Here is a 16005-nt window from a genome sequence, read left to right on the forward strand (position 1 = left end):
TGTCCCTTCTCGCCATGACCCTGGCCGAGGCCACCGGCAAGAACGAGACGGTCTACAGCGGCGCCCTGCTGGTCGCCCTGCCGGTCGCCGTGCTCGGCGGACTCGTCTCCTTCTTCTCGCCGTGCGTACTGCCGCTGGTGCCCGGCTATCTCTCGTACGTCACGGGGGTCAGCGGCACGGATCTGGCGGACGCCAGACGGGGGCGGATGGCCACGGGGGCAGCCCTGTTCGTGCTCGGCTTCACCGCGGTGTTCGTCTCCGGCGGAGCGCTCTTCGGGTACTTCGGCTCGACCCTGCACGAGTACCAGGGGACCCTGTCCAAGGTGCTCGGCGGGCTCATGATCCTCATGGGCGTCTTCTTCATGGGGCTGATGCCCTGGCTCACCCAGCGCGAATTCCGTTTCCACAAGCGGCCGGTGGCGGGTCTCGCGGGCGCGCCCCTGCTCGGCGCGCTCTTCGCGATCGGCTGGACCCCTTGCCTGGGCCCGACCCTCTCCTCCGTGCAGATTCTCGCGGCGAACCAGGCGAGCGCGGGGCGCGGGGCCATACTGACCGTCGCGTACTGCCTCGGTCTCGGCGTGCCCTTCGTCCTCGCCGCGGTCGCCTTCCGCAAGGCGCTCGGCGCCTTCGCCTGGGTCAAGCGCCACTACACCTGGGTGATGCGGATCGGCGGCGGCATGATGATCGCGACCGGCCTGCTGCTGCTCACCGGTGCGTGGGACAGCATCGTGCAGCAGATGCAAACCTGGTCCGACGGCTTCACGGTAGGGATCTGACCCATGAGCACCACTGACACCGGCAAGACGCCTGACACCGGGAAGACGCCGGACCCCGTGGCCGCCAGGCGGCACGTCGGTGTGGCCGCCGACGGCGAACTCGGCGAAGCGGGATCCCAGCTGTCCACCGCCCCGGTGGACACGGCGATGCCCGGCTCCTTCGGCGGGGCGCGGGCACCCGGCGCCATGGGGTGGATCGCCTGGACCGGGCGTGAGGTCATCGGCTGGGCCCGCTGGTTCTGGCGGCAGCTGACGTCCATGCGGGTCGCGCTGATCCTGCTCTTCCTGCTGTCCCTCGGGGCCATTCCGGGGTCGCTGATCCCGCAGTCCGGCACCGATGCGCAGAAGGTGGCGGACTTCAAGGATGCGCACAGCGTGCTGGGGCCGGTCTACGACCGGCTCGGGCTGTTCCACGTGTACAGCTCCGTGTGGTTCTCGGCTATCTACATCCTTCTCTTCGTCTCGCTCATCGGCTGCATCGTGCCGCGGACCTGGCAGTTCGTCGGGCAGCTGCGCGGCCGTCCGCCGGGCGCGCCGAAGCGGCTGACCCGGCTGCCTGCCTACGCGACCTGGCGCACCGAGGCCGAGCCGGAGCAGGTCCGCGAGGCCGCGCTCAAGGTGCTCAGGCAGCGGCGGTTCCGGGCCCACGTCGACGGGGACGCGGTCGCCGCCGAGAAGGGCTACCTCCGCGAGACCGGCAACCTGCTCTTCCACATCGCACTGATCGTGATGCTCGTCGCCTTCGCCTGGGGCCAGCTCTTCAAGTCCGAGGGCAACAAGCTGATCGTCGAGGGCGGCGGCTTCTCCAACACGCTGTCGCAGTACGACGACTTCAAGTCGGGCAACCTCTTCAGCAACGACGACCTCACGCCGTTCAGCTTCAACCTCAAGCAGTTCACCGCCACGTACGAGCGGACCGGGCCCAACAAGGGCACCCCGCGCACCTTCCAGGCGGACATCAGCTACAGCGAGGGCGCCTACGGCAAGGAGAAGAAGACCACCGTCAAGGTCAACGAGCCGCTGAAGATCGGCGACTCGAAGGTCTATCTCGTCAGCCACGGCTACGCGCCCGTGGTCACCGTCCGCGACGGCAAGGGCAACGTCGTCTTCCATGAGGCCGTGCCGATGCTGCCGCTCGACGCGAACGTCACCTCGCAGGGCGCGATCAAGGTCATGGACGGCTACAAGAACGGGCAGGGCCGGAGCGACCAGCTCGGCTTCTCCGCCTTCTTCGTGCCGACCTTCGCGGGAGCGGGCAAGGGCACCATGTTCTCCCAGTTCCCCGCGCTCGACTTCCCCGTGCTCGCGCTGTCCGGCTTCCACGGCAGCCTGGGGGTCAACTCGGGCATCCCGCAGAACGTGTACCAACTCGACACCTCCCAGATGAAGCAGTTCAAGGACGCCAAGGGGAACATCCTCAAGAAGAGGCTGCTGCCCGGCGAGACCATGAAGCTGCCGAACGGCGCCGGCTCGATCACCTTCGAGAAGGACATCAAGGAGTGGGCCGGCTTCCAGGTCACCCAGCAGCCCGGCAGCGACTGGGCGCTGGCCGGAGCCTTCACCGCGATCTTCGGTCTCGCCGGCTCGCTCTTCATCCAGCGCCGCCGTGTCTGGGTGCGGGCCACCACCGGCGCCGACGGTGTGACCGTCGTCGAGATGGCGGGCCTGGGCCGCAGCGAGTCCGCGAAGCTCCCCGAGGAGCTCGGCGACCTGGCCGCGCTCGTGCACGAACAGGCGCCCAGCGCACCCGACCCCGATCCGGACACACCCGAGCCCGATTCGGACACCCCCGACCGTCACGCCGTACCTTCCGCCGAAGGGGCTGAGAAGCAGTGACTCTGGCCACCGCAACCAACGAACACCTCGCCAATATCAGCAACACGCTGATCTACTCCGCGATGGCCGTCTACACCCTGGCCTTCTTCGCCTACATCGCCGAATGGCTCTTCGGCAGCCGGAGCAAGGTGGCCCGCACGGCCGCCGCGCTCACCGAGAAGACCGAGAAGACCGAGAAGGCCGCGGCCCCTGCGGTCACCGTGAAGAAGGCGGGCGGCACCACGGTCCTGGAGCGCCCGCAGGTCGTCACCCGGTCCGCGATCGGCGCCCGCGACGTGCCCGATGGGCCCGGTGCGCACGGCGGGGACGAGCAGGGTGACCTCTACGGTCGTATCGCCGTGTCCCTCACCGTGCTCGCCTGGGGTGTCGAGGCGGCGGGTGTGATCGCCCGGGCTCTGTCGGTGCGACGGGCGCCGTGGGGCAACATGTACGAGTTCAACATCACCTTCTCCACCGTGGCCGTCGGTGTGTTCCTGGTGCTTCTCGTGCTGAAGAAGAACGTCCGCTGGCTCGGCCTCCCCCTGGTCACCACGGTCCTCCTCGATCTCGGTCTCGCCGTCACTGTCTTGTACACCGCGAGTGACCAATTGGTTCCCGCGCTGCACTCGTACTGGCTGTACATCCACGTCTCGACCGCGATCATCTGCGGCGCCGTCTTCTACGTGGGCGCCGTCGGCACGCTGCTCTACCTCTTCAAGGACTCGTACGAGAACAAGCTCGCGAGCGGCGGTCAGCCGGGCCGTTTCGCGACCTCCGTCATGGAGCGGCTGCCCGCCTCGGCCTCGCTCGACAAGTTCTCCTACCGCGTGAACGCGGCCGTCTTCCCGCTGTGGACCTTCACGATCATCGCGGGCGCGATCTGGGCCGGTGACGCCTGGGGCCGCTACTGGGGCTGGGACCCCAAGGAGACCTGGGCCTTCATCACCTGGGTCGCCTACGCCTGCTATCTGCACGCCCGCGCGACGGCCGGCTGGAAGGGACGCAAGGCGGCCTACATCGCCCTGATCGCTTTCGGCTGCTGGCTGTTCAACTACTACGGCGTCAACATCTTCGTGGGCGGCAAGCACTCCTACGCGGGCGTGTAGCACTCCTACGCGCACGGGGCGCACTCCTGCGCGGCCGGCCGGCCGCCGCGTCCCGCGTATCCCGCTTCGGGCCGAGGCCGGTTCCCTGAGACGTGAGTCGCTGGAACCGGCCTTTGTCGTGCGGACAGGTGGAGGGTGTGGTGAACGGCTAACGGGCAGGTCAGAGGCCATAAGGGGTGCAGAACTCGCGCTCACGGGCCACGCTGGTGTCATGACCCAACCCACCCGGTCCATCGAAGAGGGCGCCACGGAGATCCGGGGCGACGCGCAGGTCGCGCACTACCTGCTGCGGTTTCCCCAGCCTGTGGAGAAGGTCTGGGCGGCACTGGCCACCCCTGAAGGCCTGCAGGGGTGGCTGGCCATCGCAGAGGTGTTCGAACCGAGGCTCGGCGGTGCTGTCACCCTGCGCGGGCTGGGCCCCGGCCGGATCACCGCCTGGGACGTCGAGCGGGTCGCCGAGTACACGGTGGAGGGGCGGGGGCGGGTCCGGTTCCATCTGGAGCCGGGGGCGCCGGACGGCACCGGCACCACGGTCCGCTTCACCCACGAGTTCGAGCGGGAGCGTGAGCAGCCGGTGTGGCGCGCCCGTTTCGAGCGCTTGCTCACGGCCCTCGACGCCTAGGAATGGTGACCGGCACTCCTCCTGACGCTTGGGAATGGTGACCGGCACTCTTCCTGACGCCTGGGAATGGCGACCGGCACTCTTCCTGACGCCTGGGAATGGTGACCGGCACTTCTCCCGACGCCTGGGAGTGGCGACAAGCACTCTTCCTGACGCCTGAGAAAGGCGCAGGCACTCCTGACGTCTAGGAGGGCGGCAGGCACTCCTGCGCCGGAGGCCTTCCCTCCGGCCAGGCGATCTTCACGAAGCGCGAGCGGCTGTCGGGGGTCAGTTCCACGATCGGTACGGCCTTGTCGTACGGATTGCCGTGGGCGTCCAGGCAGATCCACCCGCTCGCCCCGTTGACCCGCAGCTGCTTGCCCTTCACCTGTGGCCACTGGAGCCCCACGTCCGCGAGGGCTGGGATCTTCCCGGTCGGCGACGCCCCGCGGATGCCGTGCACGGCGAGCCGCGTCGCGTCGTACGCGATGATCAGCTGACCGTCGTCCAGGGCCACCTTGCCGACGGGGCCGACCGGCTCCCGTCCGGCGCTGTCCAGCAGCGCCTGGAGCACCCGCGCGTCGGCCGCGCTGCCGCCGGTCTTCGCGGTGTCGCTCACCCAGGCGTCCGGGTGGGCGAGGGCCGTGTAACGCACGGACAGCAGGGGGTCCTTGAGGGCGCGCGGATCGAGGTCCTTGTCGCCGGCCAGGTACGAGCCCTCGTCGCCGGTGAGCACCGTGAAGCGGCGGTCGACGCAGCCGCGTGCGCCCAACGCGTTGATGAACTGCCGCAGTTGGGTGTGCCGCCCGGCGAAGAGGATGGTGTCCGTGCTTTTCGGCGTGGTGCACAAAATGGTGGTGATCTGCGCGAAGACGTTGGCGGTGCTGCCCTCCTTGCTGCGGTCGGCGGGCGGCGTGAACGGCTGGGCCTCGTACCGCGAGCCCTTGAGCATCTTCTCGAAGGACTTCTGCAGGGTGCGCGTGTACGGGTCGCCCGTGCGGTCGTAGACCAGGAACGCGTTGGCGGCCGACACCTTGGCGAACGAGGCGAGGGCGCGGGCCTCGTCGGTGTTGGTGGGGGAGACGCGGGCGAGCCCGGGGAAGGGGTCCTTGCCGTTCTGGCCGTTGGCGAGGTCGTCGGCGGTGATCGAGCTCCCTATCACCGGGATGCCGCGCCGGGTCAGCTCCTCGACGGCTTTCTTGTTGTTGTCGGTGCTCAGGCCGACCCCGGTCACCGCACGCAGCCGGTCGGGTCCCTTCGTCATCCGCTCCAGCTCGTCGACGGTCTGCCGCCAGTGCGCGCCGGTGGCACCGGGGGTGGCGAGTACGAGGCGGATCTTCGGCTTCAGGCCGTTGGTGTCGTGGTTGGCCTGGTACTGGGCCAGATAGGCGCCCTGGAGCTCGTGCAGCGCATCGGCCAGATTGTCGGCGTCGGTGGCGGTGAAGGGTTCGAGCAGCGCGACGGTGACGTAACTGCCGGGCGTCAGACGGTGGTTCTCACGGTTGATCGCCCGGACCGTCTCGGCGAACTGCGGACGCCCGAAGGAGTACGTCGTCCATGAGACGCCCACGCACTCGTCGCTGCCCTCCGGCTGGACGACCCCCGGGGCGCAGGAGCGGTCCTCCTTCGTGGCCGTCATGCCGCCCCATACGCCGAGGGCCCCGAGCACGGCCGCGAGGCTCAGCGCGACATACCGGCGGAAACGTATCTCCCAGACGTCCTCGCGCAGCCATGTCCACACACGCGCCATCAGTGGCCCCCGTCCTCGCGCCGCCGCGCCGTCACCGGCTCCCGTTTCCGCACCGCCGCGCCATCACCGGCCCCCGTTCCCGCTCGCGTTCTCGTCGTCGTCGCCCGGGATGCGGAAGGGGCGGCCGGCCAGGGCGTCCGACGGCCAGTCCCGCGAGGCCCGCCACAGCAGGGCGTTGCCCGCGGGCCGCAGATTCGACAGCTGCTCCAGCTCGAAGCGCAGCCGCTCGGTCACCTGCGAGTCGGGCAGCACCAGCGGGTCGGTCAGCTGCCACACGGCGTGCAGCAGTCGGCGTACCCGCAGGTGCAGTACGGCGTCCACGCTGTCCGGCGGCTGCTGGGCCGCGTCCGTGTGTCCGAGCGCGACGGAGGCCCGGTGGTCGTGGCCGTCGAAGTCCCGGCCGTCCGGGTCGTGCGCGTGGTAGTACGGCGCGGACGCGATGAAGACCAGCGACGACAGCCAGCCGCGGGTGTCGGTACGCGGGAAGGTGTCACGCAGGTGCGCGACCGCGAAGTCGGCCTTGCCCAGGGCGAGTTCGTGGTGCAGCCGGTAGCGGGCGCTGTCCGGCGGGGCAACCCGGTCTTCGTCCCGGTAGTGGTCGATGAGGGTGCGGTGCACGGCTCGCCACCGCTCGTGGTCCGGGTCGCCGTGGTGCAGCCGCAGCAGGAGCAGGGAGCGCAGGAACGGGTCGCCGACGAACTGCCCGTCGGCGGTCGCCCAGCCCTCCTTCGTCAATCGCTCCTCCAGGTCGAGGACGCCCGACGCGCCGAAGTCGTCCGGGAGTTGGGCCTCGGCCAGCGCGCACGCCGAGTCGCGGTCGTGGGCCGCGGCGAGCACCGTCAGCTCGTCCAGACGGCCGCCGGGCACGAGCCGGTCGAGGAGTTCCTGGTAGGCGGGACGGCCGTCGTGGTCCTCGTGGACGGCGACGTCCGAGGTGAGTAACTCGCCCAGGGACAAGACCCCTTGGGGCAGGTTCTGCTTGGCGGACTCGGCGAGCAGGGTGATGCCGAGCGGGCTGCCACCCGTCAACCGATGGGTGGCATGCGGAAGTTGCGACGGTACGGCGGGACCGCCGGCGTTCGGGGCCAGGCCGTCGGAGGCGGTGTCCACGACGTGCAGCGTGTCGTCGGGCGTCAGCGGCGGCAGCGAGACGAGCAGCGCGCGCGAGGACGGTGAGGTGCCCGCCTCCCAGCCGGCCTCCCGGGCGACCTCGGGGAGGGCGCGGCGCCCCGCGTTGCGCAGGGCCGCGTGGCCGTATCCGCGCAGGGCCGCGAAGAACACGACCTGGTCGGCGATGCCTTCGGCACGGTCGCGCAGCACCGGCTCAAGGAGCCCGAGGCCGGCCGGTTCCTGCACGTTGTCGATCAGCACGACGGGGCGGCCTCGCCGGTGCGAGCGCTGCACGACCCCCGCGTACGCGTCGTCGAGGTCGGCCAGCAGGGCCCGTACGAGATAGCGCTCGGCGTGTCTGCGCGAGTCGCCGCCGGCCCTGAAGTGCCGGGACAGCAGGATCAGCGCGAGCTTGGGGCTGCCGCCCGCGTTCGGATAGTCCCGGTACCGGCTGGCGGCCCTGCGCAGCCGGCGGGGAGCGGGGCCGATGCCCTCGGCGAACGCCTCCAGAGAGGCTTCGATGATCGGCGCGATCACGGGGCCCGTACCGCTCAGTGAGGCGACGAGCTTGGAGACGATCTTGCTCACCCAGCGGCCCGCGAACCCCGAGATCCATGAGCCGGTCTCGTTCAGCAGCAGGATCCGCTCCGCCTCCTGCCGGATGCGCGGCACGTCACGGTCGCTCCAGCCGCCCGCCGCGACCGCGAGCAGCCCGGCCGCCAGCCGTGGAAAACCGATCCGCCCGGCGCCCGTCACCGGCTCGGCGAGCTGCTCCGCGACGGTGGTGAGCGCCTGCCCCACTGGCGACCACGCCTCCTGTGGCCGCTCGGCCGGCGGAGCGGCGAACTGCCGCTCCTCCCCGTCGATCAGCGCGACGGGGGTGTGCCCGCGATAGGCGTCGCGCAGCTCGCGCAGCACGGCACTCTTCCCGAGCCCCCGTCCGCCCGCGAACACGACGAACGGCACCTCACTCGCGTGCTCGTACGGTGTCGCGCGCAGCTGATACGGACGCAGACCGACAAGCCGAGACGCGAGCCCGGGCGGATCGGTGTCGAACAGCGCTCCCCGGCCGTGCAGCCCTGTGTGCACCGCATCTCCCCCTGGCGCGGTCCGGTCCGATGTGCTGCTGTGAGGTGTATCAACACCAGTGTAAAAAGGGGGACTTGGTTCGGGATAGGGCGCCTGGTGTCCGTTGGGTTACGAAAACCATCCGCCACTCGTCCGGCGATGATCGGGTCCGGCTTCTGCCGCGGGTAAACATGTGAATCGGTTCTGGCTCAACCACTGCGAGGCAGCCATGACGACACCGAACTGCTACGCCTGCGGTCAGGAAGCCCGGCTGGACGGGTTGCCACTCAGCGAACGCATCGCGCTCGATCGGCATTGGCGGGTGGCTCACGCTTTCGGGACCGCGCTGCCCGGCTGGCTCGTCCTGCTGCCGCGTCGCCATGTGACAGCCGTCCACGAGCTCACCGACGCCGAGGCGGCGACGTTGGGGATGTGGCAGGTGCGACTGTCCCGAGCGCTCCACGAGGTGACGGGCTGCGTCAAGACCTACGTGGCCCAGTTCGCCGAGCTCGAGGGCTTCGGGCACGTCCACTTTCACGTGATGCCGCGCATGGCGGAGCTCTCCGAGGATCTGCGCGGGCCGCGCGTGTTCGAACTGCTCCGGCGGCCTGCGCCACAACAGGTGACACCCGACCTGATGGACAAGATCGCGGGCTCCCTTCACGCCCGCCTGATGTGTTGATGCGGGTCATGATCAGCCGACGGCGATCGAGTCCAGCTTCTCGCGCAGGTAGACGTGGGAGTCGACCGGTTCGTACGCCACTCGGCCGATCGGGGCGGGGACGGACTCGACGCGGGTGCCCGGGGTGCACTCGCCGAAGTAGACGAGGGACATCAGCTCCTCGGCGGGGGAGTCGGCCGGGGGTGGCAGGACGCGATGGCGGCCGGAGCGCCAGCGGTCGCCGGTCCAGCGGGCCATCAGGTCGCCGATGTTGATGGTGAAGGCCTCCGAGTCGAAGGGCGCGTCCTCCCAGCCGCCCTCGTCCGTGTAGACCTGCAGGCCGCCCTTGCCGGCCTGGCGGTCGAGGATCGTGACCGTGCCGAAGTCGGTGTGCGGGCCGATGCGGAACTGGCCCGGCCGGGGATCGCCGATGACCTCCGTGCCCGGGTACCAGTTGATGTTGAAGCCGTAGGTCGGGTGGTCCATGTGCCGGGTGAAGAAGTCCGGTTCCAGGCCGAGGGCCTCGCCGAGGAGGGCCAGGAGGTGGTTCTCCAGTTCGCCCATCCTCCTCAGGTATTCCTCGCAGAGCTTCTGGAGTTCCGGGGCCTCGGCGGGCCAGATGTTCGGGGCGTACCACTCCGCGTTGATCTCCGGGTCCTCGAAGGGCTCGTGCGTCGCGAAGGTCAATGACTCCTTGAGGTCCGGCGGGGTCTCGGTGCCTTCCGAGTAGGCGTTTGCCTCGGCGCCCGGGCCCAGCCAGCCGCGGCCGCCGACCCGGGCGGCGTACGGCTGTTTCGTCTCGGTGGGGAGGGTGAAGAAGGCGCGGGCCGCTTCGCGGATGCGGGTGCGCAGGGCCGCGTCCACGCCATGGCCGGTCACGAGGAGGAAGCCGGCCGTCTGGAGGGCTTCGTCGACCGTGCGGGCGATGTCCGCACGGGCCTTGGGGTCTCCCGAGAGCCAGGGACGCAGGTCGACGGTCGGGATGCGGGGGCAGGTCGGGGTGTGGGGCTCAGTCACCGATGTCCTCGTTCCACAGTGCCGGGTTGTTCTTGATGAAGTCGCGCATCAGGGACGTGCACTCGGGGTCGTCGAGCAGCACGATCTCCACGCCGTGCTCCGCCAGCCAGTCGTGGCCGCCGTGGAAGGTCTCGGCCTCGCCGATCACGACCCGGGAGATGCCGAACTGGCGGACCAGACCGCTGCAGTACCAGCACGGCGAGAGGGTCGTCACCATCGTCGCACCGCGATACGTCCGTTGCCGTCCGGCGGCTCGGAAGGCGGCCGTCTCGGCGTGCATCGAGGGGTCGGCGTCCTGGACGCGGCGGTTGTGGCCGCGGCCGAGGAGAGTACCGTCCGCGCCGTACAGCGCGGCCCCGATCGGGATGCCGCCCTCGGCGAGCCCGGCGCGGGCCTCGGCGACGGCGGTGCCGAGCCATGCGCGTGCCTGTGCCTGATCGACTGGTTGATCGATGCGCTCCATGACTCCACTCTCCTGTGGCCGGAACACGAGGACAACGTGCGGAAAGTACTCTCCAGCAACCCGCACCCGGACGGACTGTCAGCGCCTGACGGAGGTACTCGTGCCCGCACTCACCCTCCACGACATCCTGGCCCTCGACCCCGTCCGCCGCACCGAGCCCGAACTCCTCGCGGGCGAGGCCGCCTCGGACCGGCCCGTGCGGTGGGTGCACTCCAGCGAGGTGTACGAGGGCGCGAACTTCCTCGACAGCGGCGAGCGGCTCCTCACCAAGGGATTCGGGCTCATCGACGCCGACGAGGAAACCCGGCGGCGGTATCGTGCGCGGAGCGGCGGCGACGACGGGCGAGGGTCTGCGCACGGTGGCCCGACGGTCAGTGGCAGCGGGCCCGCGCGTACTGCCGGGCCAGCGCGTGGAAGGACTCCTTCGGCTCCCAGTGCCAGCCGGCGGCCGGGTCGCCGGGGCGGTCCCTGATGGCTTTGACGATGCTGTAGCTCGCCATGTCGAGGTCGTGGCGCGGGTCGTCGGGGAGGTGCGGGGCGTTCGCGGTGACGAAGGTGTACGCCATCGCCGAGTACAGCCCCATCGACTCGAACACCGACAGCACGTCCGTCAGATACGCGGCCTGGGCGCGCTCGCTCCGCACCAGGCCCTTCTTGATCTCGGGCGGTTCCTTCGTGTAGTCGACGACGTCCCAGCCCATGCCGCCCTGCTCCGGCGCGCCCCTGAAGGTGCAGCAGCCGAACTCCATGATCGCGACCGGCTTGCCGAAGCGGCGGAACGGGGCGAGATCGCGTACATAGTCCGCGCGGCGCCGGAAGCAGCCGTAGTAGTCGATGCCCACGAGGTCGAACAGGCCCCAGTCGACGTCCTCGTCCTGCGCGGCGGCGTACGTCAGCCGCCCGTGGAAGACGGACCGGCCGGTCGCCGCCGCCTTCGCGGTGAACCGGCGCAGTCTGCGGGCCATGTGTACGGGATCGAAGTCGCCCTTGAGCAGGTTCTCGACGCGCTCCTGGACGGTGGCGCCGGGCACGATGCCGGGGACGTACAGCACGAACTCGCAGCCGACGCTGAGGTGCACTCCGGCGCCCTGCCGCCGCAGCCGCTCGGCGAACCGGCCCGTCTCGGCGAGATGGTCGAGGATCTCCCGTTCCGGCACGTCGCCCAGGGTCGGTTCGAGCCAGACGTTCAGCCCGCGTTCCGCCGCCTCGGCCGCCGTCGCGGTGAGCCGCTCGACGCCGTCGCCGGTGACCTTGACGGAGTCGGCGTGCAGGTCGTGCGCGATGGCGCGCAGGTCGGCGCGCATGCGCCGGGCGCTCCACGCCGTGCCGGGCGTCTCCCCTTCGCCGACCTCGTAGACCACGCCGCGGTGGGTCAGCCCTCGGGGCCGGCCACTCGTCGCCGCGGCCCGCCCGACGGGCAGCACCCCCGTGCCCCCGACCGCCGCGGCCATCCCCAGGAACCGTGCCCGACTGATTCCCTGCATCGCGCCTCCCCACGCCGTCGTCGTGGCCCCCAGTCTGGGAAGCGGCCGGGTCTTCCGCAGTCCGCCGATGGTCTACGTACGGGGGGCGAAGGGATGAGCCAGGCGCGACTCAGGAGGAGGACGCAGTCGACTTACGAAGAGGACGTCAGGTAGGCGTGCAGGGCGCCCGCGCCCTCCAGCATGGCCGTTGTGCGCGCGGTCAGCGCCGTACGGCGGGCGGCGATCGCCGCCCGCAGGGCGGCGGTGCTGCCCGTGCGGCGCAGGCCCTCCAGGACGGGCCGGATCTGGGGGAAGAGGTAGTGGCTTCGGCGGAGGGTGTGGATGAGACGCGCGTCCCGCACGTCGGCGGGCGTGAACAGGCGATATCCGGTGCCGTGTTCGCGCCGGGGTGCGAGCAGCCCGGCGGCCTCCCACACCCGCAGCGCGGAGGTACGCACCCCGAGCCGGGCGGCGGCCTCGCCGATGCGCAGGTCCGCGTGAGGAGTCTGAGCGGTCGGCTGTTCCGCGAGCGCCTCCAGGGCGTCGCTCGCCGCCCGCAGGGAGCTCCGCTGCTCGTGCAGCGCGGCGTGCGCTGCGTCGACGAGCGCGAGCGCGCCGGGTATGTCGCCCGCGTGCACGGCGCACATGATCTCCGTCGCACGCGTCGCCCCGTACCCCTTCACCAGCGTCCGGTGGGTGAGCAGCGCGCGCCGGTGTACGTCTGTGAAGGTGCGGTATCCCGATGCGGTGCGCGGCGCCGGAGGCAGCACGCCCGCGTCCTCATAGTTGCGGATCTGCTGGGTGGAGATCCCGGAGAGGCGGGCGAGATCGACGGGGCGCAGACGGTCGGGCCGACGAGTGGGCTTCATCATCGATTTGAAGGTTACGCATGCCACCGGCCCGATGGCTCCGGCCCCTTGTGCTGCAAAGTCCCAACAGGAGCTTCAATGAAAAACTTGAAGCCATGGCCGACTGCAAGCACGACCGCGTTCACGACCGCATTCACGTCAAAGGCGCCCGCCTCCACAACCTCAAGAACGTCTCCCTCTCGATCCCCAAGAACCGGCTCGTCGTCCTCACCGGCCTCTCCGGCTCGGGCAAGTCCACGCTCGCCTTCGACACCCTCCTCAGGGAGGGGCAGCGCCAGTACCTGGAGTCGCTGGGACTGGTGACGAACTTCGTCAGCAAGCCCGCCGTCGACTCCATCACCGGCCTCTCGCCCTCGATCAGCGTCGACCAGCATCTGACGAACCGCAGCCCGCGCTCGACGGTCGGCACGGTGACCGAGGTGTTCACCTATCTGCGGCTGCTGTGGGCGCGGATCGGGTGCCGGGCGTGCCCCGGGTGCGGGCAGGCCATTCCACCGTCGTACGAGTCCGGTGCCGCCGCCGACGACGAGGCGGCGGAGGGCGAGTCGACGCCCTGCCCGCACTGCGGGGCCCCCGTCCCTGAGTTGGTGATGGGCAACTTCTCCTTCAACAAGCCGGCCGGCGCCTGCCCCGCCTGCACCGGCCTCGGGTTCGCCCTCCAGGCGGACGTACGCCGTCTGATCGACGACAGCCTCGGCGTCCGCGGGGGAGCCGTCCTCGGCTGGCACCCCACGCTCGCCGAGCGCAACGTCGCCGTGCTGCGTGCGGCGGCCCGGCACTACGGGTTCACGTTCGACGCGGACGTGCCCGTGTCCGAACTGAACGACGTGCAACGCGACCTGCTGCTCTACGGAGTAGAGAGCCGGGAGTTCCGGCGCCACTTCCCGGCCGCCGATGCCGAGCCGCCGGCCACCGTCACCGCGGGCCGCTTCGAGGGGGTGGTCACGAACGTCATGCGGCGCTACGCCGAGCGTGTCGAGGACGCCGACTACCGGGAGAAGACGGAGCGGTTGCTGGTCAAGGAGGTGTGCCGGGAGTGCGAGGGGACGCGGCTGCGCCCCGGGAGCCGGGCGGTGACCGTGGCCGGACTGACGATCGTCGAGGCCGCCCGTATGCCGCTGAACGAACTCGCCGAGTGGATCGACGACTTGGAGGTGGGCACCGAGGAGCAGCGGCTCGTCGTCGTGCCCGTGGTCGCCGACCTGCGCGAGCGTGTACGTCGCCTCGTCGACGTGGGCGTCGGCTATCTCACCCTGGAACAGTCCACGCCGAGCCTCTCCGCAGGGGAGACCCAGCGGCTGCGCCTGGCCGCGCTGCTGGGCTCGGGGCTCACGGGCGTGCTGTACGTCCTCGACGAGCCGACCATCGGCCTGCATCCCTCCGACACCGCCCGCCTGGTGGAAGTGCTCTACAGGTTGCGGGACTTGGGCAACACGGTGCTGGTCATCGAGCACGACCTCGATGTGCTGCGCGCGGCCGACCATGTCGTGGACGTGGGCCCGGGCGCGGGCCGCGACGGCGGCCGGATCGTGGCCGAGGGCACTCCGGGGCAGGTGGCCGCGAGCGAGGGTTCGACGACGGGCGCGTATCTGTCCGGCCGGCTGCCGATGCCGGTCTCGCGGGCCCGTCGCCCCGACGACGGCAAGGCACTGCTGATCCGGGGTGCCACGGCCCACAATCTCAAGGACATCACCGTAGGCATCCCGCTGGGCCTGCTCGTCACGGTCACCGGCCCGTCGGGCTCGGGCAAGTCGACACTGCTGCTCGACATTCTGGACCGGGCCGGTCGGCAGCGTTTCTACGGCGCGAGCGAGGCACCGGCCGCACACGACAGGATCGAAGGCTGGGAGCGGCTGGACAAGCTGGTGACCATCGACCAGCAGCCGATCAGCCGACTGCCCCGCTCGAACGCGGCGACGTACTCGGACGCCTTCACTCCGATCCGTGAGACCTTCGCCGCCCTCGCCCCCGGGCTGACTCCCGGCCACTTCTCCTTCAACGTGCCCGGCGGCCGCTGCGAGCGCTGCGAGGGCGCGGGCGTTCTCACCGTACGGATGCACTTCCTGCCCGCGGTGGAGGTGCGCTGCCCCGGGTGTCAGGGGCGCCGTTTCCGACGTGAGGTCCTGGGGGTGCGGTACGAGGGGTACGACATCGCGGAGGTGCTGGAGGCGACGGTCGACGAGGCGCTCACGCTCTTCGCGTGCGTACCGGCGGTCACCTCCCGCCTGCAGCGCATGTCGGACGTGGGCCTCGGCTATCTGCAACTGGGCCAGCCCGCCACCACCCTCTCCGGAGGTGAGGCCCAACGCATCAAACTGGCCAAGGAGTTGGGCCGACGCGCCACCGGCCGCACGCTGTATCTGCTGGACGAGCCGACCACGGGCCTGCACGCCGCCGACACCGCCCGCCTCCTCGGCGTACTGCAACGCCTCGTCGACGCGGGCAACACGGTCGTCACCATCGAGCACGACCTCGACGTCATCCGCGCCTCCGACTGGCTGATCGACCTCGGGCCGACGGGTGGCACGAGCGGGGGGTCGGTGGTGGCGGAGGGCACGCCGGAGGAGGTGGCAGGAGTACGGGCCTCCCGCACGGGGGCTCTCCTCACGGCCTCGGCTGCTACGCGCGCTGACGCGGAAGGTGCGCTCTAGTGCGGCTTGCGGGCGAGGATGAAGGCCTGCGGGGTGTTCTCGCGGGCGTCGGCCTCGCGGACGAGGCGGGCGACCTCGATGAGCCCGGCGTGACGCAGGAGTTCGGCGACCCGCTCGGGCGGACGGCGGTAGACGTCGAGGTCCAGGTCGTGGCCGTAGGCGTGGTCGAGGTGGACCCGCTCGTCGCCCACCTTGAAGGCGGTGAGCAGATGACCGCCGGGGGTGAGTACGCGCCGGAACTCCTCGAAGTGGACCGGCAGTTCCTCCGGCGGTGTGTGCACGGTGGAGTACCAGACGAGTGCTCCGGCGAGCGAGTCGTCCTTGATGTCGAGGGCGTCCATCGAACCGACCTCGAACCGCAGCCGCGGATGGCTGCGCCGGGCCACCGCCACCATCTCCGGCGACAGGTCGATCCCGAACGCGTCGAGCCCCAGCCCCTCCAAGTGCACGGTCACCCGCCCCGGCCCGCACCCCAGATCCGCGACGGGCCCGCCCCCACCGGCCCGCACATGCTCGGCGAACGCGGCCAGCATGGCCCGGTCCAGCGGCTTGTTCCCCAGCTCGTTCTTGATGAGCTCCGCGTAGTCGACGGCGACGGTGTCGTAGGACGCCCGGGTGGCGTGCAGATGAGTGGTCATGGCCGCGAACGTAGCCC

14 protein-coding genes are annotated in these 16005 nt (G+C 70.5%); 7 read left to right on the forward strand and 7 right to left on the reverse strand.

The annotated features are described in order from the left end of the window. Positions 1-14: 14 nt before the first annotated feature. The 4 genes from ACIBK0_RS24105 to ACIBK0_RS24120 all read left to right on the forward strand — a co-directional run bounded on the left by ACIBK0_RS24105 (position 15) and on the right by ACIBK0_RS24120 (position 4319). Positions 15-776, forward strand: coding sequence for a cytochrome c biogenesis CcdA family protein (locus tag ACIBK0_RS24105; protein WP_399083953.1), 762 nt, complete (start codon positions 15-17; stop codon positions 774-776). A 3-nt stretch (positions 777-779) separates the two neighbouring features. Beyond that, on the forward strand, positions 780-2612 hold the full coding sequence (locus tag ACIBK0_RS24110) for a cytochrome c biogenesis protein ResB (protein WP_399083502.1): 1833 nt from the start codon (positions 780-782) through the stop codon (positions 2610-2612). After that, a complete protein-coding gene (gene ccsB / locus ACIBK0_RS24115) occupies positions 2609-3697 on the forward strand; it encodes a c-type cytochrome biogenesis protein CcsB (protein ID WP_399083505.1) in 1089 nt (362 codons plus the stop codon). The genes ACIBK0_RS24110 and ccsB overlap by 4 nt, the downstream gene beginning before the upstream one ends. Before the next feature lie 211 nt (positions 3698-3908). Then, complete coding sequence (locus tag ACIBK0_RS24120; protein ID WP_399083508.1) at positions 3909-4319, forward strand: SRPBCC domain-containing protein; 411 nt, start codon at positions 3909-3911, stop codon at positions 4317-4319. 184 nt (positions 4320-4503) lie between these two features. Here ACIBK0_RS24120 and ACIBK0_RS24125 read toward each other — a convergent pair whose 3' ends face one another. Beyond that, positions 4504-6048 carry an ABC transporter substrate-binding protein gene (locus tag ACIBK0_RS24125; RefSeq protein ID WP_399083511.1) on the reverse strand — a complete coding sequence of 515 codons (1545 nt, stop codon included), beginning with the start codon at positions 6046-6048 and terminating at the stop codon, positions 4504-4506. A gap of 63 nt (positions 6049-6111) precedes the next feature. Further along, the gene (locus tag ACIBK0_RS24130) at positions 6112-8247 is read right to left on the reverse strand and encodes a hypothetical protein (RefSeq protein ID WP_399083514.1); all 2136 of its coding nucleotides are present in this window, start codon (positions 8245-8247) and stop codon (positions 6112-6114) included. A 208-nt stretch (positions 8248-8455) separates the two neighbouring features. On the opposite strand from ACIBK0_RS24130, the gene ACIBK0_RS24135 reads away from it, so the two are divergent. Beyond that, the gene (locus ACIBK0_RS24135) at positions 8456-8908 is read left to right on the forward strand and encodes an HIT family protein (protein WP_399083517.1); all 453 of its coding nucleotides are present in this window, start codon (positions 8456-8458) and stop codon (positions 8906-8908) included. Between the two features lie 12 nt (positions 8909-8920). Here ACIBK0_RS24135 and ACIBK0_RS24140 read toward each other — a convergent pair whose 3' ends face one another. Both ACIBK0_RS24140 and ACIBK0_RS24145 read right to left on the reverse strand, forming a co-directional pair. Further along, a complete protein-coding gene (locus ACIBK0_RS24140) occupies positions 8921-9904 on the reverse strand; it encodes an isopenicillin N synthase family dioxygenase (RefSeq protein WP_399083520.1) in 984 nt (327 codons plus the stop codon). After that, positions 9897-10367, reverse strand: a complete 471-nt coding sequence (locus ACIBK0_RS24145) for a nucleoside deaminase (protein WP_399083523.1) — start codon at positions 10365-10367, stop codon at positions 9897-9899. Before ACIBK0_RS24145 ends, ACIBK0_RS24140 begins: the two co-directional genes overlap by 8 nt. Between ACIBK0_RS24145 and ACIBK0_RS24150 the strand changes: the two genes are divergently transcribed. Beyond that, positions 10366-10839: a PucR family transcriptional regulator ligand-binding domain-containing protein gene (locus ACIBK0_RS24150; protein WP_399083526.1), complete on the forward strand. Its 474-nt coding sequence runs from the start codon at positions 10366-10368 to the stop codon at positions 10837-10839. The genes ACIBK0_RS24145 and ACIBK0_RS24150 overlap by 2 nt on opposite strands. On the opposite strand, the gene ACIBK0_RS24155 is transcribed toward ACIBK0_RS24150, so the two are convergent. Beyond that, positions 10739-11851, reverse strand: coding sequence for an abortive phage infection protein (locus ACIBK0_RS24155; protein WP_399083529.1), 1113 nt, complete (start codon positions 11849-11851; stop codon positions 10739-10741). The genes ACIBK0_RS24150 and ACIBK0_RS24155 overlap by 101 nt on opposite strands. A 131-nt stretch (positions 11852-11982) precedes the next feature. Continuing rightward, entirely contained in the window at positions 11983-12702 is a 720-nt protein-coding gene (locus ACIBK0_RS24160) for a MerR family transcriptional regulator (RefSeq protein ID WP_399083532.1), read from the reverse strand. Between the two features lie 92 nt (positions 12703-12794). Here ACIBK0_RS24160 and uvrA point away from each other — a divergent pair, with 92 nt between their 5' ends. Beyond that, the gene (gene uvrA, locus ACIBK0_RS24165) at positions 12795-15350 is read left to right on the forward strand and encodes an excinuclease ABC subunit UvrA (RefSeq protein ID WP_399083535.1); all 2556 of its coding nucleotides are present in this window, start codon (positions 12795-12797) and stop codon (positions 15348-15350) included. On the opposite strand, the gene ACIBK0_RS24170 is transcribed toward uvrA, so the two are convergent. Continuing rightward, entirely contained in the window at positions 15347-15988 is a 642-nt protein-coding gene (locus tag ACIBK0_RS24170) for a class I SAM-dependent methyltransferase (RefSeq protein WP_399083538.1), read from the reverse strand. The two genes, uvrA and ACIBK0_RS24170, sit on opposite strands and share 4 nt — an antisense overlap. Between the last annotated feature and the right edge of the window lie 17 nt (positions 15989-16005).

The organism is Streptomyces sp. NPDC050564 (assembly GCF_044457265.1).
Taxonomy (GTDB): domain Bacteria; phylum Actinomycetota; class Actinomycetes; order Streptomycetales; family Streptomycetaceae; genus Streptomyces.